Origin of the sequence: Spirillospora albida (genome assembly GCF_000718255.1) — a bacterium.
Lineage (GTDB): Bacteria > Actinomycetota > Actinomycetes > Streptosporangiales > Streptosporangiaceae > Spirillospora > Spirillospora albida.
In genome coordinates this window covers 254,662-280,630 of the sequence record NZ_JOFJ01000003.1, presented here as the reverse complement: position 1 = coordinate 280,630, position 25,969 = coordinate 254,662, and the positions used below count along the sequence as shown (strand labels likewise).

At 72.1% G+C, this 25,969-nt stretch carries 26 protein-coding genes; 17 read left to right on the top strand and 9 right to left on the bottom strand.

Annotated features, from left to right (window positions below; genetic code table 11):
* The first annotated feature begins 3 nt into the window (after positions 1 to 3).
* The gene (gene egtD / locus IE99_RS0105875; protein ID WP_030164739.1) at positions 4 to 957 is read left to right on the top strand and encodes an L-histidine N(alpha)-methyltransferase; all 954 of its coding nucleotides are present in this window, start codon (positions 4 to 6) and stop codon (positions 955 to 957) included.
* A 32-nt stretch (positions 958 to 989) separates the two neighbouring features.
* Here egtD and IE99_RS0105870 read toward each other — a convergent pair whose 3' ends face one another.
* Positions 990 to 1,760, bottom strand: coding sequence for an SGNH/GDSL hydrolase family protein (locus IE99_RS0105870; RefSeq protein WP_030164736.1), 771 nt, complete (start codon positions 1,758 to 1,760; stop codon positions 990 to 992).
* Between the two features lie 188 nt (positions 1,761 to 1,948).
* On the opposite strand from IE99_RS0105870, the gene IE99_RS0105865 reads away from it, so the two are divergent.
* The 7 genes from IE99_RS0105865 (at position 1,949) to IE99_RS28890 (ending at position 8,128) form a co-directional block, all read left to right on the top strand.
* Positions 1,949 to 3,061, top strand: a complete 1,113-nt coding sequence (locus IE99_RS0105865; RefSeq protein ID WP_051712081.1) for an acyltransferase family protein — start codon at positions 1,949 to 1,951, stop codon at positions 3,059 to 3,061.
* A 229-nt stretch (positions 3,062 to 3,290) separates the two neighbouring features.
* Entirely contained in the window at positions 3,291 to 4,289 is a 999-nt protein-coding gene (locus tag IE99_RS0105860; protein WP_030164731.1) for a LacI family DNA-binding transcriptional regulator, read from the top strand.
* Positions 4,290 to 4,358: 69 nt separating this feature from the next.
* Entirely contained in the window at positions 4,359 to 5,423 is a 1,065-nt protein-coding gene (locus IE99_RS0105855) for an ABC transporter ATP-binding protein (RefSeq protein ID WP_030164729.1), read from the top strand.
* A complete protein-coding gene (locus IE99_RS0105850) occupies positions 5,423 to 6,067 on the top strand; it encodes an ABC transporter permease (RefSeq protein WP_030164724.1) in 645 nt (214 codons plus the stop codon). The genes IE99_RS0105855 and IE99_RS0105850 overlap by 1 nt, the downstream gene beginning before the upstream one ends.
* A complete protein-coding gene (locus tag IE99_RS0105845) occupies positions 6,064 to 6,738 on the top strand; it encodes an ABC transporter permease (RefSeq protein WP_030164720.1) in 675 nt (224 codons plus the stop codon). The genes IE99_RS0105850 and IE99_RS0105845 overlap by 4 nt, the downstream gene beginning before the upstream one ends.
* A 12-nt stretch (positions 6,739 to 6,750) precedes the next feature.
* On the top strand, positions 6,751 to 7,668 hold the full coding sequence (locus IE99_RS0105840; protein WP_030164707.1) for an ABC transporter substrate-binding protein: 918 nt from the start codon (positions 6,751 to 6,753) through the stop codon (positions 7,666 to 7,668).
* A gap of 64 nt (positions 7,669 to 7,732) precedes the next feature.
* On the top strand, positions 7,733 to 8,128 hold the full coding sequence (locus IE99_RS28890; RefSeq protein WP_245623075.1) for an HIT family protein: 396 nt from the start codon (positions 7,733 to 7,735) through the stop codon (positions 8,126 to 8,128).
* Between the two features lie 73 nt (positions 8,129 to 8,201).
* Here IE99_RS28890 and IE99_RS0105830 read toward each other — a convergent pair whose 3' ends face one another.
* Together IE99_RS0105830 and IE99_RS0105825 are read right to left on the bottom strand one after the other, a co-directional pair.
* Positions 8,202 to 8,390, bottom strand: a complete 189-nt coding sequence (locus IE99_RS0105830) for a DUF397 domain-containing protein (protein WP_030164705.1) — start codon at positions 8,388 to 8,390, stop codon at positions 8,202 to 8,204.
* Positions 8,387 to 9,268: a helix-turn-helix domain-containing protein gene (locus tag IE99_RS0105825; RefSeq protein ID WP_030164701.1), complete on the bottom strand. Its 882-nt coding sequence runs from the start codon at positions 9,266 to 9,268 to the stop codon at positions 8,387 to 8,389. The genes IE99_RS0105830 and IE99_RS0105825 overlap by 4 nt, the downstream gene beginning before the upstream one ends.
* Before the next feature lie 292 nt (positions 9,269 to 9,560).
* Between IE99_RS0105825 and IE99_RS0105820 the strand changes: the two genes are divergently transcribed.
* Positions 9,561 to 10,004, top strand: coding sequence for an ATP-binding protein (locus IE99_RS0105820; protein WP_051712079.1), 444 nt, complete (start codon positions 9,561 to 9,563; stop codon positions 10,002 to 10,004).
* Positions 10,005 to 10,069: 65 nt separating this feature from the next.
* Here the strand turns inward: IE99_RS0105820 and IE99_RS0105815 are convergent, their stop codons facing one another.
* Positions 10,070 to 10,831, bottom strand: coding sequence for an SAM-dependent methyltransferase (locus IE99_RS0105815; protein WP_030164698.1), 762 nt, complete (start codon positions 10,829 to 10,831; stop codon positions 10,070 to 10,072).
* A 226-nt stretch (positions 10,832 to 11,057) separates the two neighbouring features.
* Here IE99_RS0105815 and IE99_RS0105810 point away from each other — a divergent pair, with 226 nt between their 5' ends.
* Both IE99_RS0105810 and IE99_RS0105805 read left to right on the top strand, forming a co-directional pair.
* Positions 11,058 to 11,690, top strand: a complete 633-nt coding sequence (locus IE99_RS0105810) for a hypothetical protein (protein ID WP_030164696.1) — start codon at positions 11,058 to 11,060, stop codon at positions 11,688 to 11,690.
* A 59-nt stretch (positions 11,691 to 11,749) separates the two neighbouring features.
* Positions 11,750 to 12,019, top strand: a complete 270-nt coding sequence (locus IE99_RS0105805) for a hypothetical protein (protein ID WP_030164693.1) — start codon at positions 11,750 to 11,752, stop codon at positions 12,017 to 12,019.
* A 145-nt stretch (positions 12,020 to 12,164) separates the two neighbouring features.
* Here IE99_RS0105805 and IE99_RS0105800 read toward each other — a convergent pair whose 3' ends face one another.
* A complete protein-coding gene (locus IE99_RS0105800) occupies positions 12,165 to 12,932 on the bottom strand; it encodes an IclR family transcriptional regulator (RefSeq protein WP_030164690.1) in 768 nt (255 codons plus the stop codon).
* A 92-nt stretch (positions 12,933 to 13,024) separates the two neighbouring features.
* On the opposite strand from IE99_RS0105800, the gene hutH reads away from it, so the two are divergent.
* The 5 genes from hutH to hutI are packed head-to-tail and all read left to right on the top strand — an operon-like array spanning position 13,025 to position 19,955.
* Positions 13,025 to 14,569, top strand: a complete 1,545-nt coding sequence (gene hutH, locus IE99_RS0105795) for a histidine ammonia-lyase (RefSeq protein ID WP_157610085.1) — start codon at positions 13,025 to 13,027, stop codon at positions 14,567 to 14,569.
* 9 nt (positions 14,570 to 14,578) lie between these two features.
* Entirely contained in the window at positions 14,579 to 16,234 is a 1,656-nt protein-coding gene (gene hutU / locus IE99_RS0105790; protein WP_030164683.1) for a urocanate hydratase, read from the top strand.
* The gene (locus IE99_RS0105785; RefSeq protein WP_030164681.1) at positions 16,231 to 17,430 is read left to right on the top strand and encodes an allantoate amidohydrolase; all 1,200 of its coding nucleotides are present in this window, start codon (positions 16,231 to 16,233) and stop codon (positions 17,428 to 17,430) included. Before hutU ends, IE99_RS0105785 begins: the two co-directional genes overlap by 4 nt.
* A 10-nt stretch (positions 17,431 to 17,440) precedes the next feature.
* On the top strand, positions 17,441 to 18,799 hold the full coding sequence (locus IE99_RS0105780; protein ID WP_030164678.1) for a formimidoylglutamate deiminase: 1,359 nt from the start codon (positions 17,441 to 17,443) through the stop codon (positions 18,797 to 18,799).
* On the top strand, positions 18,795 to 19,955 hold the full coding sequence (gene hutI / locus IE99_RS0105775; protein WP_030164677.1) for an imidazolonepropionase: 1,161 nt from the start codon (positions 18,795 to 18,797) through the stop codon (positions 19,953 to 19,955). The genes IE99_RS0105780 and hutI overlap by 5 nt, the downstream gene beginning before the upstream one ends.
* On the opposite strand, the gene IE99_RS0105770 is transcribed toward hutI, so the two are convergent.
* Genes IE99_RS0105770 through IE99_RS0105760 form a run of 3 tightly spaced genes read right to left on the bottom strand, consistent with a single transcriptional unit; the run spans position 19,948 to position 22,652 of the window.
* A complete protein-coding gene (locus IE99_RS0105770) occupies positions 19,948 to 20,439 on the bottom strand; it encodes a flavin reductase family protein (protein WP_030164674.1) in 492 nt (163 codons plus the stop codon). The two genes, hutI and IE99_RS0105770, sit on opposite strands and share 8 nt — an antisense overlap.
* A complete protein-coding gene (gene sppA / locus IE99_RS0105765; RefSeq protein WP_030164671.1) occupies positions 20,424 to 22,127 on the bottom strand; it encodes a signal peptide peptidase SppA in 1,704 nt (567 codons plus the stop codon). The genes IE99_RS0105770 and sppA overlap by 16 nt, the downstream gene beginning before the upstream one ends.
* A 27-nt stretch (positions 22,128 to 22,154) precedes the next feature.
* A complete protein-coding gene (locus IE99_RS0105760; protein WP_425423794.1) occupies positions 22,155 to 22,652 on the bottom strand; it encodes a PaaI family thioesterase in 498 nt (165 codons plus the stop codon).
* 111 nt (positions 22,653 to 22,763) lie between these two features.
* Here IE99_RS0105760 and IE99_RS0105755 point away from each other — a divergent pair, with 111 nt between their 5' ends.
* On the top strand, positions 22,764 to 23,624 hold the full coding sequence (locus tag IE99_RS0105755) for an NUDIX hydrolase (protein WP_030164665.1): 861 nt from the start codon (positions 22,764 to 22,766) through the stop codon (positions 23,622 to 23,624).
* A gap of 15 nt (positions 23,625 to 23,639) precedes the next feature.
* On the opposite strand, the gene glgB is transcribed toward IE99_RS0105755, so the two are convergent.
* Positions 23,640 to 25,868: a 1,4-alpha-glucan branching protein GlgB gene (gene glgB, locus IE99_RS0105750; RefSeq protein ID WP_030164662.1), complete on the bottom strand. Its 2,229-nt coding sequence runs from the start codon at positions 25,866 to 25,868 to the stop codon at positions 23,640 to 23,642.
* Positions 25,869 to 25,969 lie beyond the last annotated feature (101 nt).

Sequence of the window (25,969 nt, the reverse complement as noted above, 5' to 3'; positions counted from 1 at the left end):
CCCATGGACACCTTCCTGACCGCCGACGACCTCGCCAAGACGCTCCGCCAGGACGTCCGGGAGGGCCTCACGGCGACACCGAAGACGCTGCCGCCGAAGTGGTTCTACGACGAGCGGGGCAGCGCCCTGTTCGAGGAGATCACCCGGTTGGAGGAGTACTACCCGACACGCCGCGAGCGCGAGATCCTCATCGCCCGCGCGGCGGACATCGCGGCCATCACGGGCGCGCGGACGCTGCTGGAACTCGGCGCCGGGTCGGGGGAGAAGACGCGGCTGCTGCTGGACGCGCTGTCGGGCACGCTGCGCGCCTACGTCCCGGTCGACGTGAGCGGCGACTTCCTGGCCGACGCCGCCGCCGGGATCGCCGCCGACCATCCGGACCTGGCCGTCCGGTCCGTCGCCGCCGACTACGAGCAGCACCTGCACCTGCTCCCCGGCGGTGAGCGGCGCCTGATCGCCTTCCTCGGCGGGACGATCGGGAACATGCTGCCCGCGGCGCGCATCGGGTTCCTCGGCGGCCTGCGCGCGACCATGTCCGACGGCGACTTCCTGCTGCTCGGCGCCGATCTCGTCAAGGACGCCGCACGGCTCGTCCCCGCCTACGACGACGCGGCCGGGATCACCGCCGAGTTCAACCGGAACGTCCTGCACGTCATCAACAGGGAACTCGGCGCCGACTTCGACCCGGCGGCGTTCGAGCACGTCGCCGTCTGGGACGACGGCGACGAGTGGATCGAGATGCGGCTCCGCTCCGTCCGGGACCAGGACGTGCGCGTCGGCGCCCTCGACCTGGAGGTGTCGTTCCGCGAGGGCGAGGAGATGCGCACGGAGGTGTCGGCCAAGTTCCGCAGGGACCGCCTCGAAACGGAACTCGGCGCGGCCGGCCTGGAACTCGCGGAGTTCTGGACGGACGAGGCCGGTGACTTCTCGCTGTCCCTGGCGCGCCCGGCCGGCTGACCCGGCGCGTTCCCGCCGCGCCGGCGTTCCGGCTAGCCGGCCCGGCGCGGCCGGGCGATGCCCAGCCGGCGGACGTCCTCGGCCAGGCGGGTCGCCAGGTAGCGGTGGCCCGCCGGGGTCGGGTGCGTCCCGTCCCGCTTGATGTAGCGGAGCGCGTTCCCCATGCCGGAGAGCCGGTCGCCGGTGATCCAGCGGCCGGCGATCGGGTCGATGAACGGGATGCCGAGCTGCGCCGCCAGGTTCCGCAGCGCGTCCCGGACGGCGAGGGCGCGCTGCGGCGGCGACCCGTCGCCCCACAGCGGGCCCATCAGGGCGAGCCGCGTGCCCGCCCAGCGCTGCCGGGCCCGCTCCAGCACGACGTGCGCGGCCGCGGCGACCGCCGCGGGCGGCACGTTCCAGTCGTTGTGGCCGCCCGAGACCAGCAGCATGTCGGGCGCGGGCCGCCAGCCGAGTTGGCTCTCGAACAGCTGGAGGAACGCGTCCCGGCCGCCGCCGGTCACGACGAACCCCGTCCCGCCGCGGCCGCCGAGGACGACCTGCCAGCCGAGCAGCCGCGCCGCCGCGGACGCGTAGGTGGTCTCGGGCCGGACGCCGCGCTCCCCGACGGTGTAGCTGTCGCCGAGGATCATCACGACCGGCGGGGACGTGCGCGCCGCCGCCGCAGCGGTCGAGGCGGGCCCGGCGGCGGCGGCCGAGCCCTGGCCCGGCCCGCCGCCCGCGAGGCAGCCGGCCGTCGCCGGCGCCGTGAGGCCGAGGCACAGCGCGAGCAGCGCCGCGCCGCGTCGGGCGCGGCGAGATGTCATGGAATACCACCAGTTCAATCGGGGGGCACGAGCATCTTACTGATCGATGCCGCCCCCGGACACGCGCTTGCGCGCATCGCCCCGCCCGGCGTCCGCATCGGGCCGCGCCGTCCGGGCTACACCCGGCGTTCACCGGTGGCTCACGCGCAGGATCGGGGCGGGCCATCCGGTGGCGGGAGGGTGCCGCGGTGACCCGACACGACCGTCTCCGCGAACTCGACCTGCTGCGCTTCGCCGCCGCGCTCGCGGTGGTGCTGTACCACTTCACCGGTTTCGCCGGCCCCGGCGCGTGGCCCGAGCCGTCCGCCGAGGTCTTTCCGGAGATCGCGGGGATCACCCGCTACGGCTATCTCGGCGTGGACCTGTTCTTCATGATCAGCGGGTTCGTGATCCTGATGAGCGCGTGGGGGCGCGGGCCGGGCGAGTTCGGCGTGTCGCGCCTCGTCCGGCTGATGCCCGCCTACTGGCTGAGCGTGCTGCTCGGCGCGGCGGTGTACCTGGTGTTCCGGCAGGGGCACGGCGTGCCGGGGCTGGTCGTCCCGAACCTGACGATGATGCAGGGCGGCCTCGGTGTCCGGAACGTGGACGCCGTCTACTGGACGCTCTGGGTCGAGATGCACTTCTACGTGCTCGTCGCCGTGCTGGCCGGGATCGGCCTCAGCTACCGCTCGTGCCTCGTCTTCATGGCGGCGTGGCTGTTCGGCGGGCTGTACGCGGACGAGGCGGGCAGCGAACTGCTCCAGGTGATGCTGGTGCCGACATGGAGCCCGTACTTCATCGGGGGCATGGCGCTCTACATGATCCACCGGTTCGGCCCGACGCTCCTGCTGTGGGGGTTCGTGGCGGTCTCGTGGCTGCTCGCGCTCCACTGGGGCGCCTGGCGCGCCCGCCACGCCTTCGAGGGCGGGGAGGAGACGGTCGTGTCCGCCGCCGTGACCGGGATCTTCCTCGTGATGATCCTCGTGGCGACGGGGCGGCTCCGCCGGCTGCGCTGGAGCGGGCTGACGGTCCTCGGCGCGCTGACGTACCCGCTGTACCTCGTCCACTCGCAGGTGGCGCTCCCCTTGCTGGACGCGGTGTACCCGGCGCTGGACAGGTGGGCCGCGCTGGTGCTCCTGACCGCCGTGTCGCTGGCCGCCGCGTACGCCGTGCACCGGTGGGTCGAGCGTCCGGCGGCGGCGTGGCTGCGGCCCCGGCTCCGCGCGGCCCTGCACCCGGTGCAGGCGATCGTCCCGGTCCAGCGTCCTGCCGTGGAGACCGGTTCCGAGAACGTGCGGGAGCAGCCCGCACGGGCGGGGTGACATTTCCCGCATGGCGGGCGCTTAAGGAATGAGGGCGGCCGGCCGGCGCAGGGCGGCATCCGGGCGGCGGCCCCTTCCGGCAGGCCCCGTCACCCCCGTCCGGGGCCTGCCGGAGCCCTGCGCGACGTTGGCGGAATCACGTCGCTCAAACGTTTCACTGAAGCGTTTCAGCAGGTTGGCGGCGAGAACGGACGGTCGTTTCGTCCGACCCTGGCTTTAGGGTTGGGGGATGCCGGACAGGCGCAAGCGCGCGACCATCCGCGAGGTGGCGCAGGCGACAGGGTTGTCGCCCGCGGCGGTGTCCTACGCCCTGCGCGGCATCCAGACGTCGGAGCGGACGCAGGAGCGCGTCCGCGCGGCGGCGCGGGAGCTGGGGTACGAGGCGCACCCGATCGCGCGCGCCCTGGCGTCCGGGCGCACCGGGCAGGTGGGGCTGCTGTGCGGCTCCCTCGAGGACTACTGGCAGCAGTCCCTCGCCGTCGGGATCGGCCGGGCGCTCCTCGCCCGCGACCGCTACGCCCTGATCGTGGACGCGGGCGGCGACCCGGCGCGCGAGCTCGCCCTCGCCCGGCGGCTGCGCGACCAGCGCGTCGACGGCCTCATCGTGCAGCCGCTCGACCCCGCCGCGGAGCTCTGGGCGGAACTCGCCGAGACGGTCCCGGTCGTCTCGATCGGGGACTCCCTGCACGGCGGTCGCGCCCAGGGCGAGGTGGTCTTCGACAACCGGCGCGGCGTCACCGTCGCCCTGGAGCACCTGCGCGGGCTGGGCCACCGGCGCGTCACCGTCTTCACGTCCACGCGGGCGAGCACCCCGGACCGCCCGGCCGACGTGTACGTGCACGCCGAGGCGCAGCGGCTCGGCCTGCGCGTGGACGTGGTGGCCGTGCCGCAGTCCCTGGGCGAGGCCACCGAGGTCGCCGCCCGGGTCCTCGGCCGCCCCGACCACCCCACGGCCGTGTTCTGCTTCGCCGACTCGATCGCCTACGGCGTCTACGCCGCCACGCGCGAACTCGACCTGCGCGTGCCCGGCGACGTCGCGGTCTGCGGCTACGACAACCACCCCATGTCCGGGCTGCTCACCCCGCCGCTCACCACCGTCGACTGGGACATGGGCGGCATCGTCGACGCCGCCGTCCGGCTGGTCGTGGACGTCATCGACGGCGTGCCGCGGCGGCGCAGGGTCGTCCGGGAACCCGCCCTCGTCGTCCGGGCGTCCACCGGGACGTGATGGCTATAACGGACTTTTGGTTAGGGTGCAGGGCGATGACCGGAATCGATCATCAGGATGTGAATCTCTTTGATCACCTTTGAGGGCGTGACGAAGCGCTACCCCGACGGCACCGTGGCGCTCGACGACGTCACCCTCGAGTGCCCCACCGGCCGGATCACCGTGTTCGTCGGGACGTCCGGCGGCGGCAAGACCACCGCGCTGCGCACGATCAACCGGATGGTCGATCCCACCGGCGGGCGCGTCCTCATCGACGGCGGCGACGTGCGCGACCGCAGACCCGCCGAACTGCGGCGCGGCATCGGTTACGTCATCCAGCACGCCGGGCTGTTCCCGCACCGCACCATCGAGGACAACATCGCCACCGTCCCGTACCTGCTCGGTCGCAGGAAGAAGGACGCCCGCGCGGCCGCCCGCGAGCTGATGGAACGCGTGGGCCTCGAGCCCGGCATGGCGAAGCGGTACCCGTACCAGCTGTCCGGCGGCCAGCAGCAGCGCGTCGGCGTCGCCCGCGCGCTCGCCGCCGACCCGCCGGTCATGCTGATGGACGAGCCGTTCAGCGCCGTCGACCCCGTCGTCCGCGCCGAACTCCAGGACGAGCTCCTCCGCCTCCAGGCCGAACTCCGCAAGACCATCGTGTTCGTCACCCACGACATCGACGAGGCCATCAGGCTCGGCGACCGGATCGCGGTCTTCCGGACGGGCGGGAAGCTCGTCCAGGTCGCGGCCCCCGAAGAGCTCCTCGCGGACCCGGCCGACGACTTCGTCGCCGGGTTCATCGGGCAGAACCGCGGCATCCGGAGCCTGTCCTTCGCCGGGACGTCCAAGCTGAGGCTGCGCGACGACGTCGTACGCCCGGTCACCTCCAGCGACACGGAGGGCCTCGACTGGGTGCTCGTCGTGGACGAGAAACGCCGTCCGCTGGGATGGGCGCGGGGCGCCGACGTCGACGGCTCCCTGGCGGACGCGGCGCTCGCCCCGGTCGGCCCCACCTTCCGCCCCGGTACCGACTCGGTGCGGGTCGCCCTGGACGCGGCCGTCCTGTCCGCCTCCGGCCTGGCCGTCGGCGTGGACGGCGACGGGTCCGTCGTGGGGGTCGCCGGAGGGACCGACCTCCTGGAGGGCCCGCGCTGATGGACATCGACTGGGGCTGGATAGGAGAGCACACCGACACGCTCTCCGCGAACGCCGTGACCCACCTCAGGCTGGCGCTCCTGCCCGTCCTGTTCGGCCTCCTGATCTCCCTGCCGCTGGGGCTCGCCTGCCGCCGCTGGGGCCGGCTGTACGCGCCCGTCCTGACGGTGTCGAACATCCTGTACGCGATCCCGTCGATCGCCCTGTTCATGGTGTTCATCCAGTACACCGGCCTGGAACCGGCCACGGTGATGATCCCGCTGACCCTCTACAGCCTCTCCGTCCTGGTCCCGAACGTCGTGGACGGCCTCGGCTCCGTCTCCGAACCCGTCCGGCAGGCCGCGACCGCGATGGGATTCGGAACGCTCCGACGACTCGTCCGGGTGGAACTGCCGATCGCCGTCCCGATCGTGATCGCCGGCGTCCGCGTCGCGGCCGTCTCGTCCATCAGCCTCGTCGCGATCGGCCAGCTCATCGGCCAGGGCGGGCTCGGCTACGACATCATCCGCGGCTACCAGCTCCAGTTCCCGACGCAGATCGTCGCGGCGTCCGTGCTCATCGTCGCGCTGGCCCTGATCACGGACGCGCTGCTCGTCCTCGTGCAGCGCCTCCTCACCCCCTGGGCGCGCGGAAGGGCGGCATGACCGTGTGGAACCAGATCGAGCTCACCTGGGCGTGGCTCACCGCGTCCGCGCAATGGCACGGTGAGGACGGCATCCCGCACCGCCTCCTGGAGCACCTCTACTACAGCGGCGTCTCGCTCCTCTTCGCCGCCCTCATCGGCCTGACCCTCGGCGCTCTCGTCGGACACACCGGACGCGGCGGATTCCTCGCGGTCAGCGTCGCGAACATCGCCCGCGCCATCCCGACGTTCGGCCTGATCCTCCTCATCGTCGTGATCGACTACAGCATCGTGCCCGTCCTGGTCGCCCTCGTGGCGCTGGCCGTCCCGCCGATCCTCGTGAACACCTACGAGGGCGTCCGCGGCGTCGACCCGGACGCCAGGGACGCCGCCCGCGGCATGGGCATGACGGGCTGGGGCGTCCTGTGGCGGGCGGAGATCCCGATCGCGCTCCCGCTGATCCTCCTCGGCCTCCGCACGTCCGCGATCCAGGTCGTCGCGACGGCCACGATCGCCGCCTACCCCGGCTTCGGCGGCCTCGGCCGCTACATCATCGACGGGCTGGCCCGCAAGGACTACCAGCTCGTCGTCGGCGGGACGTTCCTGGTCGTCGCCCTGGCCGTGCTCGTCCAGCTCGCCTTCGCCGCCCTGCGGCGCCTAGTGATCTCGCCGGGCCTGGCCCGCGCGTCCTGAGAGGAAGACGATATGAAGAAATTGATCCGAGGCGCCGTGGTCGGCCTGGTGGCCGCCCTGACTTTGACGGCCTGCGGCGGCGGCGGGGACGACGACCCCCTGGCCGGAGGCGGCGGGGAGAAGGGCACGATCACCGTCGGCGGCGCCAACTTCCCCGAGAGCAACCTCCTCGCCGAGATCTACGCCCAGGCCCTCGAGGCCAAGGGCCTCAAGGTCGAGCGGAAGTTCAACATCGGCGCCCGCGAGATCTACTACGACCAGGTCGTCAAGGGCGGCATCTCCGTCATGCCGGAGTACAACGGCGCCCTCCTGACCACCTCGGTCGACAAGGCGAGCAAGGCCGTGACGACCGACGAGATCAACACCGCGCTCAAGGCGAAGCTCCCGTCGGCCGTCGAGATCCTGAACTCGGCGTCCGCCGAGGACAAGGACTCCGTCACCGTCAACAAGGAGACGGCGACCAAGTACAAGCTGAAGACGATCGCCGACCTCAAGCCGGTCGCGAACCAGCTCGTCATCGGCGGCCCGTCCGAGTTCAAGACCCGGCAGCAGGGCCTCGTCGGCCTCAAGGACGTCTACGGCGTCGAGTTCAAGAAGTTCCAGCCGTTCGACGCCGGCGCCCAGGCCGCCCTGGTGAAGCTCCTCACCGAGAACAAGATCCAGGCCGCCGACCTCTTCACGACCGACCCGACCATCACCGAGAACGGCCTGGTCGTCCTGGAAGACCCGAAGAACGTCTTCAGCGCCCAGAACGTCACGCCCCTCATCAACAAGTCGCAGGTGAACGAGCAGGCGAGGGCCGCCCTCAACGCCGTCTCCGCCAAGCTCACCACGCAGCACCTCCTCGACCTGATGAAGAAGATCGCCATCGACAAGGAGGACCAGGCCAAGGTCGCCAAGACCTGGCTGACCGAGAACGCCCTGGTCTAGAACCCGCGCCGAGGCCCGCCGTCACCCGACGGCGGGCCTCGCCATTTCCAGGAGAGGAACACCTTTGCTGGACGACCGGATCGCCGCGGCGGAGCAGGGCGAGAACCCGACCGTCCTGGCCCGCATGACCACCGGCTGGGCCGTCATGGGCGACACCCAGCACCTGCCGGGCTACAGCCTGCTTCTGTACGCGGGCCGCGCCGACCACCTGACCGACCTGTCACGGGCGGAACGTGCCGCGTTCCTCTCGGACATGGCCATTTTGGGGGAGGCGGTGGAAACGGTCTGCGCCGCGCGCGACTCCGGTTTCGCGCGCCTCAACTACGAGATCCTCGGCAACGCGTGGCCCCACCTGCACGCCCACGTCCATCCCCGGTACACGTGGGAGCCGGAGGAGTTCCGCCGCACCCCGGTATATGGCTGTACGGCGAGGAACGAAAAGCTCCCCGCCACCGCTTGAGCCCAGCACACGACCCGCTGAAGGCCCAGCTGACGCAAGCCCTCACCCGCCTGCTCTGACCGCTCGACCCGCGCTATGAGGACCGGATGACGTGAAGGAACTCCGTCCACTGGTTCGGGGTGAGGTTCAGGATGGGGCTACGGTCACCGGCCTTCGAGTCGCGCACGCCGATCATGCCGTCGGCAAAGCGCGCGATCTCAACGCATGCACCGTCGGCCTCGCTGAAGCGGGCCTTGCGCCATCGTGTGAGCTGAGCGGTCATGGTGAGGACGTCATCCCGTTCTCGAGTGCGTCGGCCGCATCGATCAGGAGGCCAAGGCTGGCGGCGCCCGAAAGGCTGGCCTGCCGAAGATGCTCGTATCGTTGGTTATACCTCATGAATTCCTTGTCGGTGGTGTGCACGATGTCGGCGCTCACGGTGTCAACGACCACCATCGGTGGGTCTGCCGGGTCGGGGAAGGTGTAGAGGAAGAACGCTGACTTGGGGAGTAGTCGGCCCGTGAAGTCCGCGACCAGCGGCAGGACGAGGACCGTGATTCGTGGATGGGTCTGTGCCACGTCGATCACGCTTCTGAGCTGACGCAGCATGACGGGAGCGGGTGCCGTCGGGCGGCGTATGAGGAGTTCGTCGAGGATGACTTCGTAGCGAGGACCGCTTCGTCCGAGGATTTGTTCTTGGCGGCGCAGCCGTGCTTCGAAGAGGCGGTCCGGGGTGAAGCTGGATTCGCCCTCGGCCAACGCCATTTCGATGATGAACTCGATGAAGTCCGGAGTCTGCAGAAAGCCCGGAATCGTGAACTGGTTGTATTCACGGATCGTGTCGGCTCCGGACTCGATGTCGGCGTACATGCGCTGGCGCGCGCCCATGGCGTCGCCGAAGGCGTCCCACCAGCCGCGTTCGGCGGCGTCGCGGGCGATGCCGAGGATGCGGCGCCACTCGTCGTCCTCCACGCCGAGGGCATCCAGGATCTTGAGGACGTCGCCGATCTGGGGGCGGCAGCGGGCGTTCTCCAGCTTGGAGATGGTCATGCGGGACCGGAAGATCTGCTTGGACAGGTCCTCGGCGGTCATGCCGCGCTGCTCGCGCAGGGCGCGCAGCTCGATGGCGAGGCGGTTGCGGCGGACGAAGGGGCTGGTCACCGCTGACCTCCAGGAGCGGTCCGGCGGACGAGGGCGGCCGCGACGGTCCGGTGACCGGCGCCGCACCCTGTGTTACCACGCGGCATCTGTTGGTGTCCTCGAAAGCGTGTTCGCCAGGACGCCCCGTTCCGCGCGCGAACGTTCGGATCGTTTACGTAAACGATCCGAACGTTCCCGGCGCCCATGTGCCCGGTGCCGTCGCGGGCGGCACGGTCGACGCTTCCGCGGACGGGAGGGGCGCGGCCCGTGACGATGGAACGGCCTGCGAACGAACCGCTAACCGAGGTGATCGATGCTGCTCGCCATCCCCGCCCCTGACACGACCGACGACGCGATGTACTGGCGGCGCGACTTCCCCGGCCGGACCGACCAGGTCCGCGCCGTCCGCGCGTTCGCCGCACACCTCCTCACCGGCCTTCCGGTGCTGGACGACGTCCTGCTCGTCCTGGACGAACTGTCCGTGAACGCCATCCGCCACACGCGCTCGGGCAGCAGCGGCGGACGCTTCACCGTGCACATCGGCAAGGACCTCGCCGGCGTCGTCGTCTGCGTCGATGACCAGGGCGGTCCCGGCGAGCCGAGCGTGCGCGACGTCGACGAATGGGCGGAGGGCGGCCGGGGCCTGCTCACCGTCGCCGCCCTCGCCGCCACCTGGTCCTGGCGCGGGAACGAGCACGCCCGCACCGTCCGCGCCACCTTCCCCACGCCCCACCCCACGCGAATGTCGCGAAGTTAAGTGATCGATTGCGGCGTTGCCGCGGGGCCGTTGATCGAGCCGGATATCCATGGCTTCCGCTCTGTTCACTTGTATTCCGGCGCGGTTCCGTCGCGTTGGAGTAGAAGGGTGACGAATCCGAGCGTGTCGCGGTAGCCGCGGAGCCATTCGTCGCGGTGCCGCCGGGCCGTCCGCAGAGCTTCCCCGCTGTCCGGGTCCTCCGGGTGTTCCAGGGCCCAGCGGGCGAGGGTGCCGGTCCAGGACCATTCGTAGTCGTCCCATTCGGCACGGGTGCTGGTGTGGGCGTACGCGGTGACCCAGCCCTTCGCCTCGATCCGATCGATGGTGGTGGGGAGGTCGGTGTACTCGTCCGGCGTGAAGCCCGCCGCCAGTATTTCCTCGCCGGGTTCCCGCTCCCAGAAGCCGTCGCCGATCATGAGCGTGCCGCCGGGCGCGAGATGGCGGGCCGCCGCGTCCAAGGCGGGCAGGAGGCCGCCGAGCGCGTGTGTGCTGCCGACGCACATGACCAGGTCGTACGGCTGCGGATCGGAGTAGGTCGCCGCGTCCGCCTGATGGAGGCGAACACGACCGGCGAGCCCGGCCGCCTCGACCCGCGCACGGCCTCGCTTCAGTGCGGGCGCACTCAGGTCGACGCCGTCTCCTCGGACGCCGGGACGTTCGGTCGCGGCCCGGATCAGCCAGGCGCCCTCAGCGCAACCGAGGTCGAGGACGCGCTCGTCGCCCCGGCGAAGTGCCCGGGTGAGCAGGCGTTCGACGGAGGCGTCGTGCAGCGGAGCGGCGATGGGGTGGTCGGCATGCGCGAGCATGCTGATCTCCTGGCGATTCATGAACGCATTGTGGCGGACGGAAAGTTCGGTGCGGTGTGTCCTGAATGCGCGCCCGTTCGTGACGGGACGGTGGTCCCTGTGGCCGAGCGATGTCTTCGCGGCATCCTCTCGGAGGAGACGCGGAAGTCGCCCGAAATCGGGTGAGGGCCGCGTCGGACATCACGCTGTTCGCCGGGGCCGGAGTCGGCCGGTCGGCGGATCGCCTTCTGAGGGGAAGAGTTCGGTCTTGTCCAGGTCCCGCTGTGTCGCGCTGACGCTCGTGCTCGCTCTGCTGCCGATGTCGGCCTGCACCGTCAAGGTCGGGTCGGGCAACTCGTCCACCACGCGGAAGCACACCGGCACGAAGAAGACCTCCGGCAATTCCAAGCCGCTCGACTTCCAGGGGATGACGCTTCGCATCCCGTACACGTGGAGCGGCTTCGCGGACGACTCCGTCGGCGATCGCGTCCACGTCACCACCGGCGGCCACTGCGACAAGAAGGGCTACCCGGAGGCCGACACCTGCCGCGGCTTCTGGCTGTTCAGCGCGGAGGACATCGCGCTGGGCAACGAGGGCCGCCCCTTCACCCCGGACCGCCCCTTCTACCCGCGGACGGACTCGGTGCCCTGCCCCAACAGGCCGTCCGCCTTCACGACGACGAACGGCGCGCCGACCGTCCAGAAGCTTCTGCAGGTCGGCCTCGGCCATCGCGCCGACTACCGCGAGTGGAACCTCACGTGCGTCAGCCCCGCCGGCGGCGGCGACGAGGGCGGCTTCACCCAGAAGACCGTCTACCTGCCGGAGTCGAAGATCCTGGTCGTCGACAACTGGAACACCTTCGGCCTCACCACCCGCCTCGAACAAGCCACCTGGCACTGACCCCGCACATGTCCCGCGGCGCCGGGCGCCGCATGGCGCCTGTGGCGGACAATGGACGTGTGATCGTCGAACCGATTCCCGTCCCGCAGGCGGGGACGGTGGCCGAGGGGCTGGCCGCCTACCGCGTCCATGTTCGGGGCATGCGTACCGGCGGAGTGTGGGACGCGACGTCGGACGAGTTCGAGCCGGCTGGCGCCGACCTCTGCTCGGCCCATGCGTGGGCGCTCGAACACGCCTGGGCGAACAACTCTGCCTTCACGCTCAGGCCGATGCCATCGACTGCCTGGAGTGGGCGGCCCGGCGTCACCTTCACGCGGGATTCACCCTGAGCCTGCGCGACCGGACGACACGCGGCCGCCTGGTGTCCCTGGCCACACAGCAGGTGCGCGGGGCCTGAGCCGGTCAAGGACAGCAGCTCACAGCCCGCGCGCCCCTCCACTGTCGGCGATCGAGATTCGAACCCCGTCTTCGGCCCTATGGAGGAGCGGGCGGGCGGCCGTTGAGGCGGGTCGTCAGGGTGGCGGCGGTCTTGCGGGCCTGGTCTGCCAGAGACGGCCAAGTCTCTTCCGGGTGGTCTTCTCGGCGGAATGTGATGGTCACTGCGGCGGTGGGGCGCGCCGTGTGGTCGAAGGCGGCGGCGGCGATGCTGGCGAAGCCCTCGGTGATGTGGCCGTCCTCGACGGACCAGCCTCGGCGGGCGTCTTCCGCGAGGAGGCGGCGCAGGTCTCTCAGGTTCTTCGGGCCCTTGCCCGTGCGGGTGATGAACGGGGTCGTGAAGAGGGCTCTCACCTGGGCCGACGGCAGGTGGGCCAGGAGGGAGCGGCCGCTGGCGGTCAGGGGGGCCGGCATGCGGACGCCCACGTCGGTGACCAGGGTGGCGTGGCGGCGGGGCTGCTCCTTGAGGAGGTAGAGGGTCTCCGGGCCGTGGAGGATGCCGAGTTGGGCCGTCTCTCCCACTCGGTCGACGAGGCGGCGCAGGAGGGGGCGGGCCAGGCGTTCCAGGGGTTCGTGGCGCAGGTAGGCGGAGCCGATCTCGAATGCGGCGACGCCCAGGACCCAGCGGCGCTCGTCGGGGAGGTAGGTGATGAAGCCGTCCTCCGCCATCGCGGTCAGCAGGTGGTAGGTGCTGGAGCGGGGCAGGCCGAGGGCGGTCGCGATGGACGACGCGGGCACCGGGCCGGGGGACGCGGCGAGGAGGCGGAGCACCGCTAGGGCCCGGCGTGCCGCCGGTACCTGGGACATGAGGACATTGTCTCGTATCCGAGACGTTATGTGGTCGCAGGCCCTCGTTCACCGGGCGCGAGGCGGCTGCAATGGTGGGTATGAGCTTCGTCATGGGGGACAAGGGTGTCGCGGTCGGTCCGGATCCGCTGAGCTTCGAGCAGGTCGTGGCCGTCGCCCGGGGCGGGGCCGAGGTCGTGATGACCCACGAGGCGCTGCGGCTCATCGGCGAGGCGCGGGCGCACATCGAGGAGCTGTCGGCGCTGCCGCGTCCCGTCTACGGGGTCTCGACCGGGTTCGGGGCGCTCGCGACCCGGCATATCGCGCCGGAGATGCGCGATCAGCTGCAGCTGAACATCGTCCGGTCGCATGCGGCGGGGTCGGGGCCGGAGGTCGAGCGCGAGGTCGTCCGCGCGCTGATGCTGCTCCGGTTGCGGACGCTGGCGACGGGGCGGACCGGGGTCCAGCCGGTCACGGCGCGGACGCTCGCGGCGATGCTGAACGCGGGGATCACGCCGCAGGTGTTCGAGCACGGGAGCCTCGGGTGCTCCGGGGACCTCGCGCCGCTCGCCCATGTCGCGCTCGCGCTCATCGGGGAGGGGTTCGTCCGGGACGCGGAGGGCGAACTCAAGCCCGCGGCCACGGCGTTGCGCGAGGCCGGGCTGACGCCGGTGAAGCTCGCCGCGAAGGAAGGGCTCGCCCTTCTCAACGGGACGGACGGGATGCTCGGCATGCTCGTCCTCGCCATCCAGGATCTGCATCGGCTCATCACGACCGCCGATATCGCGGCGGCCATGTCCGTTGAGGCCCTGCTCGGGACGGACCGGGTGTTCGCCGCCGATCTGCAGGACCTGCGGCCGCATCCCGGGCAGGCCGTTTCCGCCGCGAATCTGCGGGCGCTGCTGGCCGGCTCGGAGATCATGGAGTCGCACCGGGGGCCCGACTGCACGCGGGTGCAGGACGCCTATTCGCTGCGCTGCACGCCCCAGGTCAACGGGGCCGCCAGGGACACATTGGCCCATGCCGAGCTCGTTGCCGGGCGGGAGTTGGCCTCTGCCATCGACAATCCTGTGGTGCTGCCGGATGGACGTGTTGAGTCCAACGGGAACTTCCATGGGGCGCCCGTCGCTTATGTTCTCGATTTTCTCGCCATTCCGGCCGCCGATGTCGCGTCCATGTCGGAGCGGCGTACCGACCGGATGCTCGACAAGGCCCGGTCGGGTGGGCTTCCCGCCTTTCTCGCCGACGACCCGGGGGTCGACTCCGGCCACATGATCGCGCAGTACACGCAGGCCGCGATCGTGTCCGAGCTGAAGCGGCTGGCGGCGCCGGCGAGCGCCGATTCCATTCCGAGTTCGGCGATGCAGGAAGACCACGTGTCGATGGGCTGGAACGCCGCCCGCAAACTCCGGAACGTGGTCGACGGACTGACGCAGGTCGTCGCCGTCGAGATCCTCACCGCCGCGCGGGCGCTGGACCTGCGACGCCCGCTGCGTCCCGGCCCCGCCACCGGTGCGGTGGTGCGGCGGCTGCGGGACGCCGTCCCGGGCCCCGGCCCCGACCGGTATCTCGCGCCCGAGATCGCCGCCGCCGTCGAGCTGGTGCGGGACGGGGCGCTCGTCGCCGCCGCCGAAGCCGTCACCGGCCCCCTCGCCTAAGGAGCCTTCATGTCCGGTCCCCGTCCCGTCCGCGCCGCGCGCGGAACCACGCTGTCCGCGAAGGGCTGGCCGCAGGAGGCCGCCCTCCGCATGCTGCAGAACAACCTCGACCCCGAGGTCGCCGAGCACCCTGACGAGCTCGTCGTCTACGGCGGGTCGGGTAAGGCGGCCCGCACGTGGGACGCCTACGACGCCATCGTCCGGTCGCTGACGGGCCTGGAGGGGGACGAGACGCTGCTCGTCCAGTCCGGCAAGCCCGTCGGGATCTTCCGGACGCACGAGTGGGCGCCCCGCGTGCTCATCGCGAACTCGAACCTGGTGCCGCAGTGGGCGAACTGGGACGAGTTCCGCCGGCTGGAGTCGCTCGGCCTGACGATGTTCGGGCAGATGACCGCCGGGTCGTGGATCTACATCGGCACGCAGGGCATCCTCCAGGGCACCTACGAGACGTTCGCGGCGGTCGCGGAGAAGCGGTTCGGCGGGTCCCTGGCCGGGACGATCACGCTGACGGCCGGGCTGGGCGGGATGGGCGGCGCGCAGCCGCTCGCCGTCACGATGAACGGCGGCGTCGCGATCTGCGTGGAGTGCGACCCGTCCCGCATCGACCGGCGGGTCGCGCACCGGTACTGCGACCTGCGCACCGATTCGCTGGACGAGGCGCTGCGCCTCGCCGAGGAGGCGAGGGCGGCGCGGCGGCCCCTGTCGGTCGGGCTGCTCGGCAACGCGGCGGACGTCGTCCCGGAGCTGCTGCGCAGGGGCGCGCCCATCGACATCGTCACCGACCAGACGAGCGCGCACGATCCGCTCATGTACCTTCCGCGCGGTGTCGCGTTCGCGGACATGGCCGCGGAGCGGGAGAAGGACCCGAAGGGGTTCATCACCAAGGCGCGGGAGTCGATGGCCGCCCATGTGGAGGCGATGGTCGGTTTCCAGGACGCCGGTGCGGAGGTGTTCGACTACGGCAACTCCATCCGTGGTGAGGCGGAGCTGGCCGGGTACGGGAGGGCGTTCGACTTCCCCGGTTTCGTGCCCGCCTACATCCGTCCGCTGTTCTGCGAGGGCAAGGGGCCGTTCCGGTGGGCCGCCCTGTCGGGTGACCCGAAGGACATCGCCCGCACCGACCGCGCGATCCTGGAGCTCTTCCCCGACAACGAGCCGCTGACGCGCTGGATCCGGATGGCGGGGGAGCGGATCCACTTCCAGGGTCTGCCGTCCAGGATCTGCTGGCTCGGATACGGGGAGCGTGACCGGGCAGGGGAGGTGTTCAACGACCTGGTGGCGCGCGGGGAGATCAGCGCGCCGATCGTCCTGGGTCGCGACCACCTCGACTGCGGTTCGGTGGCGAGCCCCTACCGCGAGACGGAGGGGATGCTGGACGGCTCCGACGCCATCGCCGACTGGCCGCTGCTGAACGCCATGCTGAACACCGCGTCCGGCGCGACCTGGGTCTCCATCCACCATGGCGGCGGTGTCGGCATCGGGCGGTCGATCCACGCCGGGCAGGTCTGCGTAGCGGACGGCACGGCCCTCGCGGGCGAGAAGCTCCGCCGCGTCCTCACCAACGACCCCGGGACGGGCGTCATGCGGCACGTCGACGCGGGCTACGACCGGGCCGCCGAGGTCGCCGCCGACCGGGGCGTCCACATCCCGATGCTCGGCCGATGAGCTTCGAGGAGATGTGGGCGGACCTGCTGCCCGTCGGCCGGGACGCGGCGTCCGGCGGCTACCACCGGTTCGCGTGGACGCCGCCGGAGCTCGACTGCCGGGCCTGGTTCCTGGACGAGGCGCGCCGCCGCGACCTGGAGGTCGAGCACGACGCCAACGGCAACATGATCGCGTGGTGGCTGCCGGCCGGCGGGGCGCGGGACGGCGCCGTCCTGACCGGGAGCCATCTCGACTCCGTGCCGGGCGGCGGCGCGTTCGACGGGCCGCTCGGCGTCGTGTCGGCCTTCGCCGCCGTCGACCTGCTCCGCGAGCGCGGGACCGCCCCGGGAAGGCCCATCGGCATCGCCGTCTTCGCGGAGGAGGAGGGGGCCCGGTTCGGGGTCGCCTGCCTCGGGTCGCGGCTCCTCACCGGCGCCATCGACCCGGGACGGGCGCGCGCCCTCACGGATGAGGACGGCAACGCGTTCGCGGACGTCCTGCACAAGGCCGGGCTGGATCCTGCCTCCATCGGGCCTGATGAGGATCTCCTGGCGCGCATCGGCTGCTATGTCGAACTCCATGTGGAGCAGGGGCGTGCCCTCAGCGAGCCGGTGGGTATCGCGAGTTCGATCGTCCCGCACGGGCGGTGGCGGTTCGGTTTCATCGGCGAGGGCAACCACGCGGGGACGACGCGTCTGCGAGACCGGCGCGACCCCATGGTTCCCTTCGCCGAGATGGTGCTCGCCGCCCGCGCGTCGGCGGAAGGCAATGAGACCGTCGCGACCGTCGGGAAGGTGGGGGTCACGCCGGGAGGGGTGAACGCCATCGCGTCGTCGGTCACGGCCTGGCTCGACGCGCGGGGCCCGGATGACGCGGCCGTCCAGAGGACCGTGACCGAAACCCATGACGCGGCGCGCCGGGCCGGCCGCGCCCACGGTGTGGAGGTCGAGGTGGAGCAGGAGTCCTACACCGAGGTCGTCGACTTCAACCAGGGCCTCCGTGAGCGCCTTGCCGCGGTCCTCGGCGACGTTCCCGTCCTCCCCACCGGCGCCGGGCACGACGCCGGTATCCTCTCGTCGCGCGTCCCGTCCGCGATGCTGTTCGTCCGGAACCCGACCGGGGTCTCGCACGCGCCCGCCGAGCGCGCCGAGCCGGCCGACTGCCTCGCCGGAGTGGAAGCGCTCACCTCGGTGCTGGCCGACCTGGCGAACGGGTAGGAAGCCCGATATGCAATGGCATGCCCAGTTCGCCTGGCTCGGTGACGGTGTCGCCGCCGACGTCCTCATCGAGGCGGACGGCGAGCGCATCACCGGCGTCACCCGCGACGTCCCCTCCGCCCCGCACGCCCTCCGCCTCCCCGGCCTGACCCTCCCCGGCCTGGCCGACGCCCACTCCCACGCCTTCCACCGCGCCCTCCGCGGCCGCGTCCAGATGCACCGGGGCACCTTCTGGACGTGGCGCGAGCAGATGTACGCGCTCGCCGACCGCCTCGACCCCGACTCCTACCGCGCGCTCGCCACCGCCGTGTACGCCGAGATGGCGCTCGCGGGGATCAGCTGCGTCGGCGAGTTCCACTACCTGCACCACCGGCCGGGCGGCGACCCCTACGACGCGCCGAACGCGATGGGGGAGGCGGTGATCTCGGCCGCGGCCGACGCCGGGATCCGCATCACGCTGCTCGACACCTGCTACCTGGCGGGCGGGATCGGGAAGCCGCTCACCGGGCCGCAGCTGCGCTTCGGCGACGGGACCGCCGGCAACTGGGCGCGCCGCGTCGACACCCTCTTCGAGCAGACCGGCAAGACGGGACGGCTGCACGCCCGCGTGGGCGCCGCGATCCACTCCGTCCGGGCCGTTCCCCGCGAGCAGCTCCGCGCCGTGGCGGACTGGGCGCGCGACCACCGGGCGCCCCTCCACGTCCACCTGTCGGAGCAGCCCGCCGAGAACGAGGCGTGCGAGGACGCCTACGGGATCTCCCCGACGCGGGTGCTCGCCGAGGCGGGCGCGCTCGGCGCGCTCACCACCGCCGTCCACGCCACCCATCTGAGTGAGGACGACATCGGCCTGCTCGGCGCGACGATGACCGGCGTCTGCATGTGCCCCACGACCGAGCGGGACCTCGCCGACGGCATCGGCCCGGCACGCGGCCTCGCGGACGCGGGCGCGCCGCTCTGCCTCGGCTCCGACCAGCACGCGGTGATCGACCTGTTCGAGGAGGCGCGGGCGGTGGAGCTGAACGAGCGGCTCCGCTCCCGCGTGCGCGGGCACTGGACGGCGGGGGAGCTGCTCACCGCCGCCACGACCGGAGGCCACCAGGCGCTCGGCTGGCCCGAGGCCGGCCGCATCGAGCCCGGCGCGTACGCCGACCTGACCACGGTCGCGCTCGACACCGTCCGCACCGCGGGTGCCGGGCCGGGGGGTGCGGCGGAGGCCGCCGTGTTCGCCGCGACGGCCGCCGACGTCCGGCACGTCGTGGTCTCGGGCCGGCAGATCGTCCACGATGGGCGCCACCTCCTCGTGGAGGACGTGCCCGCCGCGCTCTCGGCCGCCATCGAGGCCGTCACCTACGAGGAGCCCGACGATTAGCACCGTCATCTCGAATATCGGGGAACTGGTCACCAACGAGCCCGGCACCGGGGAGGGGCCGCTCGGCGTACTGCGGGACGCCGCGCTCGTGATCGAGGACGGCGGGGTCGCCTGGACGGGGCCGTCCGCCGCCGCGCCGCCCGCCGACGAGCGGTTCGACGCGGCCGGACGGGCCGTCCTGCCCGGCTTCGTCGACTCCCACGCCCACCTGGTGTTCGCGGGGGAGCGCGCGGAGGAGTTCGAGGCCCGGATGAGCGGGCGCCCGTACGCGGCGGGCGGCATCCGCACCACCGTGGAGCGGACCCGCGCCGCCTCCGACGACGACCTCCGCGCCAACCTGCGGCGGCTGATCGGCGAGATGGCCCGCCAGGGGACGACGACCGTGGAGTGCAAGTCCGGGTACGGGCTCACGGTCGAGCATGAGGAGCGCTCCCTGCGGATCGCCGCCGAACTGGCGGACGAGGTCACCTACCTGGGCGCGCACGTCGTTCCGGCCGGTTCCGACGCGTCCTCCTACACGCGCCTCGCCGCGACGGACATGCTCGCCGCCTGCGCCCCCCACGCCCGGTGGGTGGACGTCTTCTGCGAGGAGGGCGCGTTCGACGCCGACCAGGCCCGGGAGGTCCTGGAGGCGGGCATCAAGGCCGGTCTCGCGCCCCGGCTCCACGCGAACCAGCTCACGCGGGGGCCGGGCGTGCGGCTCGCCGTGGAACTGGACGCCGCGTCCGCCGACCACTGCACGTTCCTCGCTGACGCGGACGTCGACGCCCTCGCCTCGTCGCGGACCGTCGCGACCCTCCTGCCCGGGGTGGAGTTCTCGACCCGCCAGCCGTATCCGGACGCCCGCCGCCTGCTCGACGCGGGGGCGACCGTCGCGATCGCCACCGACTGCAACCCCGGCTCCTGCTACACGTCCAGCATGGCCTTCTGCGTGGCGGTCGCCGTCCGGGACATGCGGATGACGCCGGCGGAGGCCGTGTGGGCCGCCACGGCGGGCGGAGCGCGCGCGCTGCGCCGCACCGACGTCGGGAACCTCGCCCCGGGAGCGCGGGCGGACGTCCATGTCCTGGACGCCCCGTCCCACATCCACCTCGCCTACCGGCCCGGCGTCCCCCAGACGGCCGCCGTCTGGAAGGCGGGCCGCCGGGTCATGTGAGGTAGCGCCGGTTCACCCGGATCAGGGGATCCGCCGAAGCGGCCACGTACTCCGCGGAGAGGACCTCGGCGATGAACAGGACGTGGTCACCCGCGTCCACCGTCTGACGGGTCTCGCACTCCAGTGCGCTGAGCCCGTCGTCCACGATGAGGGCCTCCGACAGGGGGCCGCGATGGTGCGGTTCCGCCGCCAGCAGGATCCGGGCCCCCGGGCGTCCCGCCGCCGCGAAACGGCCCGCCAGGGCCCGCTGCCCCGCGCCGAGCACCGTCGCCGCCCACCGGGGACGGCGCCGCAGCACCTCCGCCAGGTAGGACGACGACGCCACCCCCACCGCGACCATCGGCGGCTCCAGCGACACCGACATGAACGACGTCACCGTCGTCCCGTGGTCGTCGCGCCCGTCCCGGACGGTCAGGACCACGACACCCGTCGCGAACCCGGCGACGGCGTCCAGGAAGTCCGGCCGCCCTAGTGGATGTTCCATGTACCCGGCAGGGTGAGGGGCCCGGCGGACGGCAGGCCCAGCCGCGCGGCGATCCCGCCGAGCGACCCCCAGCCGTCGAAGCGGGCGGACGCGGCGGTGCGGTCCTCGCTGGACTCCGGCGGGCGCAGCCGCTCCAGCGGCGACGTGTGCGGGTAGCTCCGGACCGGTGCGTCGGCCGCCAGCCCCGCCGCCTTCCGCGCCAGGTCGAGGGCCGTGCCGAGGCCGCCGAGCTCGTCGACGAGGCCGTGCTCCTTCGCGTCCGCGCCCGTCCAGACCCGGCCCCGCGCGAGCTCGTGGACGCGTTCGCGCGTCAGGGACCGGCCGTCGGCGACCTTGGCGGTGAAGTCGTCGTAGATCCGGTCGAGGGACGCGTTGACGCGCTCCCACTCCGACTCGCTGAAGTCCTTCGTCGAGCTGAACAAGCGGGCGTGCTCGCCCTCGGCGACGCTGCCCATCCCGACGCCGATCCGGTCGAGGAGGCCGTTGACGACGGCCTTGCCGACGACGACGCCGATCGAGCCGGTGAGGGTGCCGGGCTGGGCGACGATCGTGTCGGCCGCCATGGACACGTAGTAGCCGCCCGACGCGGCGACATTGCCCATGGAGACGATGACGGGCTTGCCGGCGCGGCGCGCCAGCACGACCTCGCGCCAGATGGCGTCGGACGCGACCGCGGAGCCGCCGGGGCTGTTCACGCGGAACACGATCGCCTTGACGTGGTCGTCCTCGACGGCCGCGCGGAACGCGGCGCCGATCGTGTCGGACCCCATGGCCGGGCCGGAGCCCGGCAGCGGGCCGCCGCGCCCGCTGCGGCCGAGCCGGATCGGGCCCTGGCCGTTGATCAGCGCGATGCCGTCGTGGCGGCCGGGCTGGGGGATGCGGCGGGCGAGCCCGTGCGTCCGGTTGTAGCGGGCGACGTAGCGCAGCTGGACGGCGGCGCCGAACCGCTCCCGCAGGGCCCCGTAGACCTCGTCGCGGTAGGACAGGTGGTCGACGAGCCCTTCGTCCAGAGCCTCGCCGGCGAGCAGCGGACCACGGTCGACGAGGTCGCGGACCTTGTCCTCCGGCAGGTCCCGCCCCTCCGCGATGCCGCGGACGACCTGCTCGGCGATGGAGGCGACCAGGCGCCTGGACGACTCCTCGTGCTCCGGCGTGTACGCCTTCTCCATGAAGGTGTTCGCCATGGTCTTGTACTCGTACCGCTGCCCGAACCGCGGCTGGACGCCGGCCTTCTCCAGCGCCCCCGCGAAGAACGGCTCCTCCAGCGCGACGCCCGTCAGCCCGACGTCGCCGGTGGGCTGCAGGTGCACGGTGTCGAACGCGGTCGCCAGATAGTAGGAGATCGTGCCGCGCCCGCTCTCGCCGAACGTCTCGGCCCAGGCGACGGTCAGCTTGCCGGCCTCCCGCAGCTCCGCGACGGCCTCGCGCAGTTCCTGGACGAGCGCCAGCCCGACACCGCCGCTGATCTTCACGACCAGCGCCCGGACGCGGGGGTCGGTGCGGGCGCGGCGCAGGCCGTCCAGGACGTCCCGCAGGGTCGTGCGGCGCATCGACATGAGCGCCGAGATCGGGTCCGCGGGCGCGGTCTCCACGATCCCGTCGGTGAGGTCCAGTTCGAGGACCAGCGGGGCGGTCCGCCGCTCCTTCGCCTGCTTGATGACGTTGACGACTGTGCCGGGATCCACCATGGCCCCCAGCCTATGCGCCGGTACCGCCTATCGCGTGAAGGCCTTGTTGGGGATGACGCTCGCCGACGCCTGCGCCAGCGGTCGCCCGGCGGCGTCGGTGATGGCGGCCGTGGAGAACATCCTGGTCCTCCCCGGGTGCACGCAGGTGCCGGTCACCGTGTAGGTCTCGCCGGCGTGGACGGCGCGCAGGTAGTCGACGTTGAGGTTGAGCGTCAGCATCGGCATGAACACGTCGCAGGTGCTCGTCGCGGCGAGGCAGACCGCGTTGTCGAGGATCATCGCGATGTAGCCGCCGTGGACGGTGCCGCCCGGATTGCAGAGGCGCTCTCCGGGCGTCCAGGCGATGTCGACGCGGCCCGGGTCGGCGCCGGTGATCCGCTGCCCGATGTAGGACGCGACGTCCGACACCTCCGGGAAGCGGCCCTCACCGATCGCCCGGATGAGCTCGGCGCCGGACAACCTGTTCCACATCTCGGCCGCCTCCTGCTGGGACGTTCCAGGATCCGCCTCGACGCTCAACGCCACTCTCCCTGCTCCGCGGACAATCTCCGAATCGTATTCGGTCAAGCGGGGCCGGGCACTGTGCCGTTCGTCACCAGGGGCGCCGGGGCGGGTGACGAGGATATCGTCGCCACCATGGGAGACGGCGACGGATGGGCCGGGTGCGGGCAGGGGCACACGCACTGGGGCCGGCACGGCGCGGCGGGGCTGCTCGCGTACCACCGCGACGCGGACGGCCAGGTGTGGGTGCTCTTGCAGCAGCGGGGCATGTGGGGGCTCGGGGCGGGGACATGGGGCATGTTCGGCGGTGCCATCCACAGCCATGAGGACCCGGTGACGGGCGCCCTCCGGGAGACGTCGGAGGAGTGCACGCTCGACATCGGTCTCGTGGAGGTCAGGGGCACCCGGATCGAGGACCACGGCGGCTGGTCCTTCACCTCGGTGGCCGGCGAGATACCGGAGATGGTGCCCGTCCGCCCCGCCTCCAGGGAGACCCGGAGGGCCGAATGGGTCCGGGCGGAGGAGGTAGGGCAGCGCAGGCTGTTCGCGCCGTTCGCGCGCTCCTGGCCCGTGCTCCGGAACGCCATGAAGCAGGTCGTCCTGGTGGTGGACGCGGCCAACGTCGTGGGCGCCAGAGCGGACGGGTGGTGGAAGGACCGGGCCGGGGCCAACGCGCGGCTGCGCGACGACCTGAAGGCGGTCGCGGGGGGCGTCCCCGGCGGCGGGCTCGTCCCGTTCGACCGCTTCTTCCCCGAGGTCGTCATGGTCGTGGAGGGCGCCGCCAGGGCGGTCGCGGACGAGCCGGCGGACGGCGTCGGCGTCGTGGCCGCGCCCGGCAGCGGCGACGACCGGATCGTCGACCTCGTCACCGGCCGCGGCCCCGACAAGGCGCACCTGGTCGTGACCGCCGACCGCGAGCTGCGCGCCCGCTGCGAGGCGGCGGGCGCCGCCGTCACCGGCCCCCGCTGGCTCCTCGACCACCTGCCGCGCCGCTGAGCCGCCCGGCCCCGATCACTCGGGGACGAGCCAGACGGCGCCGAGCGGCGGGACGCGCAGCGTCGCGGACGCGGGCAGCCCGTGCCAGGGCTCCCCGGTCGCCTCGACCCGGCCCAGGTTCCCGACCCCGCTGCCGCCGTACTCGAAGGCGTCGGTGTTGAGGACCTCCCGCCAGCCGCCCTCGGACGGCAGGCCGATCCGGTAGTTCTCGTGGGGAGCGCCCGCGAAGTTCACGACGCACGCCAGGACGGGCCGCTCCTCGTCCGGACCGGACCCGTACCGCAGGTAGGACACAGTGTTCCCGGCGGCGTCGTTCCCGTCGATCCAGCGGAACCCGTTCTCCTCGCTGTCGCACTGCCAAAGGGCGGGGTGGGAGCGGTAGGCGTGGTTCATCTCCTTGACGAGCTTCTGCAGCCCGACATGGAGGGCCCCCTCCGCGGCGTTCTCCAGCAGCCACCAGTCCAGCGGGCGCTGCTCGGCCCATTCGGCGCCCTGCCCGAACTCCTGCCCCATGAACAGGAGCTGCTTTCCGGGGTGGGACCACATGTAGGCGAGGAGGGCGCGCAGCCCGGCGAACTTCTGCCAGGCGTCACCGGGCATCTTGCTGAGCAGTGAGCCCTTCCCGTGGACGACCTCGTCGTGCGACAGCGGCAGGACGTAGTTCTCCGAGAACGCGTAGATGAGCGAGAACGTGATCTCGTTGTGGTGGTAGTTCCGGAAGACGGGCTCGTGCCTGAGGTACTCGAGGGTGTCGTGCATCCAGCCCATGTTCCACTTGAACCCGAACCCGAGCCCGCCGAGATGCGTGGGGCGGGAGACGCCGGGCCACGCGGTCGACTCCTCGGCGATGGTCAGGACGCCGGGGTTCCGCTTGTAGACGGTCGCGTTCATCTCCTGGAGGAAGGAGATGGCCTCGAGGTTCTCGCGTCCGCCGTAGATGTTCGGCGTCCACTCGCCCTCCTTGCGGGAGTAGTCCAGGTACAGCATGGACGCCACGGCGTCCACGCGGAGCCCGTCGATGTGGAACTCCTCCAGCCAGAACGACGCGTTCGCGACGAGGAAGTTGCGGACCTCCGCGCGGCCGAAGTTGAACACGAGCGTGCCCCAGTCGGGGTGCTCGCCCTTGCCGGGGTCCTCGTGCTCGTACAGGGCCGTGCCGTCGAAGCGGGCCAGCGCCCACTCGTCCTTGGGGAAGTGGGCGGGCACCCAGTCGACGATGACGCAGACCCCCGCCCGGTGCAGCTCGTCGACCAGGTGCCGGAAGTCGTCCGGGTCGCCGAACCGGGACGTGGGCGCGTAGTACGACGTCACCTGGTAGCCCCACGACGGACCGTACGGGTGCTCCGCGACGGGCAGGAACTCCACGTGGGTGAAGCCCATCTCCGTGACGTACTCGGTGAGCTCCTTGGCGAGCTCCCGGTATCCGAGCTCCGGGCGCCACGACCCCAGGTGCACCTCGTACACCGCCATCGGCTCGTGCAGCCAGTCGCGGCCCTTACGGGCGTCCATCCAGTCGCCGTCCGACCACTCGTACCGCGACGTGAACACCCGGGACGCCGTCGCCGGCGGGACCTCGGTGTGCTGCGCCATCGGGTCGGCCTTCGCGCGCCACCGCCCGTCCGCGCAGAGGATCTCGAACTTGTAGTGGGTGCCGTCGCCGACGCCCGGCACGAACAGCTCCCACACGCCGGACGAGCCCAGAGACCGCATCGGGTGCGCCCGCCCGTCCCAGTGGTTGAAGTCGCCCACGACGCGGACGCCCCGGGCCGTCGGCGCCCACACCGCGAACGCCGTGCCGGTGACCGTCTCGAACGCCGACGCGTAGGTGCGGACCCGCGCGCCCAGCACCTTCCACAGCTCCTCGTGCCGGCCCTCGCCGATGAGGTGCAGGTCCAGTTCGCCGAGCGTCGGCAGGTGCCGGTACGGGTCGTCCTGGATCGTCTCGGCGCCGTCGCCGTAGGTGACGGCGAGGCGGTAGTCGGGGACGGCGAGCGGCGCCTTGTCCGCGCCGCCGCCCGACAGGGAGGCGGTCTTGGGGAGGGTGCCCGCGAACACGCCCTCGTGGAAATGGCGGAGCGGATGCCGGTCGCCGTTGGGCAGCAGGACGTCCACCTTCTCCGCGAGCGGCCGCAGCGCCCGGACGGTCACCCCGTCCCGCCCGGGATGGGCCCCGAGGACACCGTGTGGGTCGTGGTGGTCACCGCCGACGAGCCGGTCGATCTCCGCGCGCGTCACCCGAGCCATGGCCTCATGGCCTCCTCGCTGCTGTCCTCCAGAGGGCTGTACCTCCTTAGGACTGCCCGGAGACGGGCCCGTCTCACACGGTGCGCCACGCTGATTCCGCG

What these genes read in the sequence shown, in the direction of transcription:
- egtD (WP_030164739.1), top strand. Translation starts at nt 4, where the DNA reads ATGGACACCTTCCTGACCGCCGACGACCTCGCCAAGACGCTCCGCCAG.
- IE99_RS0105870 (WP_030164736.1), bottom strand. Translation starts at nt 1,760, where the DNA reads ATGACATCTCGCCGCGCCCGACGCGGCGCGGCGCTGCTCGCGCTGTGC.
- IE99_RS0105860 (WP_030164731.1), top strand. Translation starts at nt 3,291, where the DNA reads ATGCCGGACAGGCGCAAGCGCGCGACCATCCGCGAGGTGGCGCAGGCG.
- IE99_RS0105850 (WP_030164724.1), top strand. Translation starts at nt 5,423, where the DNA reads ATGGACATCGACTGGGGCTGGATAGGAGAGCACACCGACACGCTCTCC.
- IE99_RS0105845 (WP_030164720.1), top strand. Translation starts at nt 6,064, where the DNA reads ATGACCGTGTGGAACCAGATCGAGCTCACCTGGGCGTGGCTCACCGCG.
- IE99_RS0105840 (WP_030164707.1), top strand. Translation starts at nt 6,751, where the DNA reads ATGAAGAAATTGATCCGAGGCGCCGTGGTCGGCCTGGTGGCCGCCCTG.
- IE99_RS0105830 (WP_030164705.1), bottom strand. Translation starts at nt 8,390, where the DNA reads ATGACCGCTCAGCTCACACGATGGCGCAAGGCCCGCTTCAGCGAGGCC.
- IE99_RS0105820 (WP_051712079.1), top strand. Translation starts at nt 9,561, where the DNA reads ATGCTGCTCGCCATCCCCGCCCCTGACACGACCGACGACGCGATGTAC.
- IE99_RS0105815 (WP_030164698.1), bottom strand. Translation starts at nt 10,831, where the DNA reads ATGAATCGCCAGGAGATCAGCATGCTCGCGCATGCCGACCACCCCATC.
- IE99_RS0105800 (WP_030164690.1), bottom strand. Translation starts at nt 12,932, where the DNA reads ATGTCCCAGGTACCGGCGGCACGCCGGGCCCTAGCGGTGCTCCGCCTC.
- hutH (WP_157610085.1), top strand. Translation starts at nt 13,025, where the DNA reads ATGGGGGACAAGGGTGTCGCGGTCGGTCCGGATCCGCTGAGCTTCGAG.
- hutU (WP_030164683.1), top strand. Translation starts at nt 14,579, where the DNA reads ATGTCCGGTCCCCGTCCCGTCCGCGCCGCGCGCGGAACCACGCTGTCC.
- IE99_RS0105785 (WP_030164681.1), top strand. Translation starts at nt 16,231, where the DNA reads ATGAGCTTCGAGGAGATGTGGGCGGACCTGCTGCCCGTCGGCCGGGAC.
- IE99_RS0105780 (WP_030164678.1), top strand. Translation starts at nt 17,441, where the DNA reads ATGCAATGGCATGCCCAGTTCGCCTGGCTCGGTGACGGTGTCGCCGCC.
- IE99_RS0105770 (WP_030164674.1), bottom strand. Translation starts at nt 20,439, where the DNA reads ATGGAACATCCACTAGGGCGGCCGGACTTCCTGGACGCCGTCGCCGGG.
- sppA (WP_030164671.1), bottom strand. Translation starts at nt 22,127, where the DNA reads ATGGTGGATCCCGGCACAGTCGTCAACGTCATCAAGCAGGCGAAGGAG.
- IE99_RS0105755 (WP_030164665.1), top strand. Translation starts at nt 22,764, where the DNA reads ATGGGAGACGGCGACGGATGGGCCGGGTGCGGGCAGGGGCACACGCAC.
- glgB (WP_030164662.1), bottom strand. Translation starts at nt 25,868, where the DNA reads ATGGCTCGGGTGACGCGCGCGGAGATCGACCGGCTCGTCGGCGGTGAC.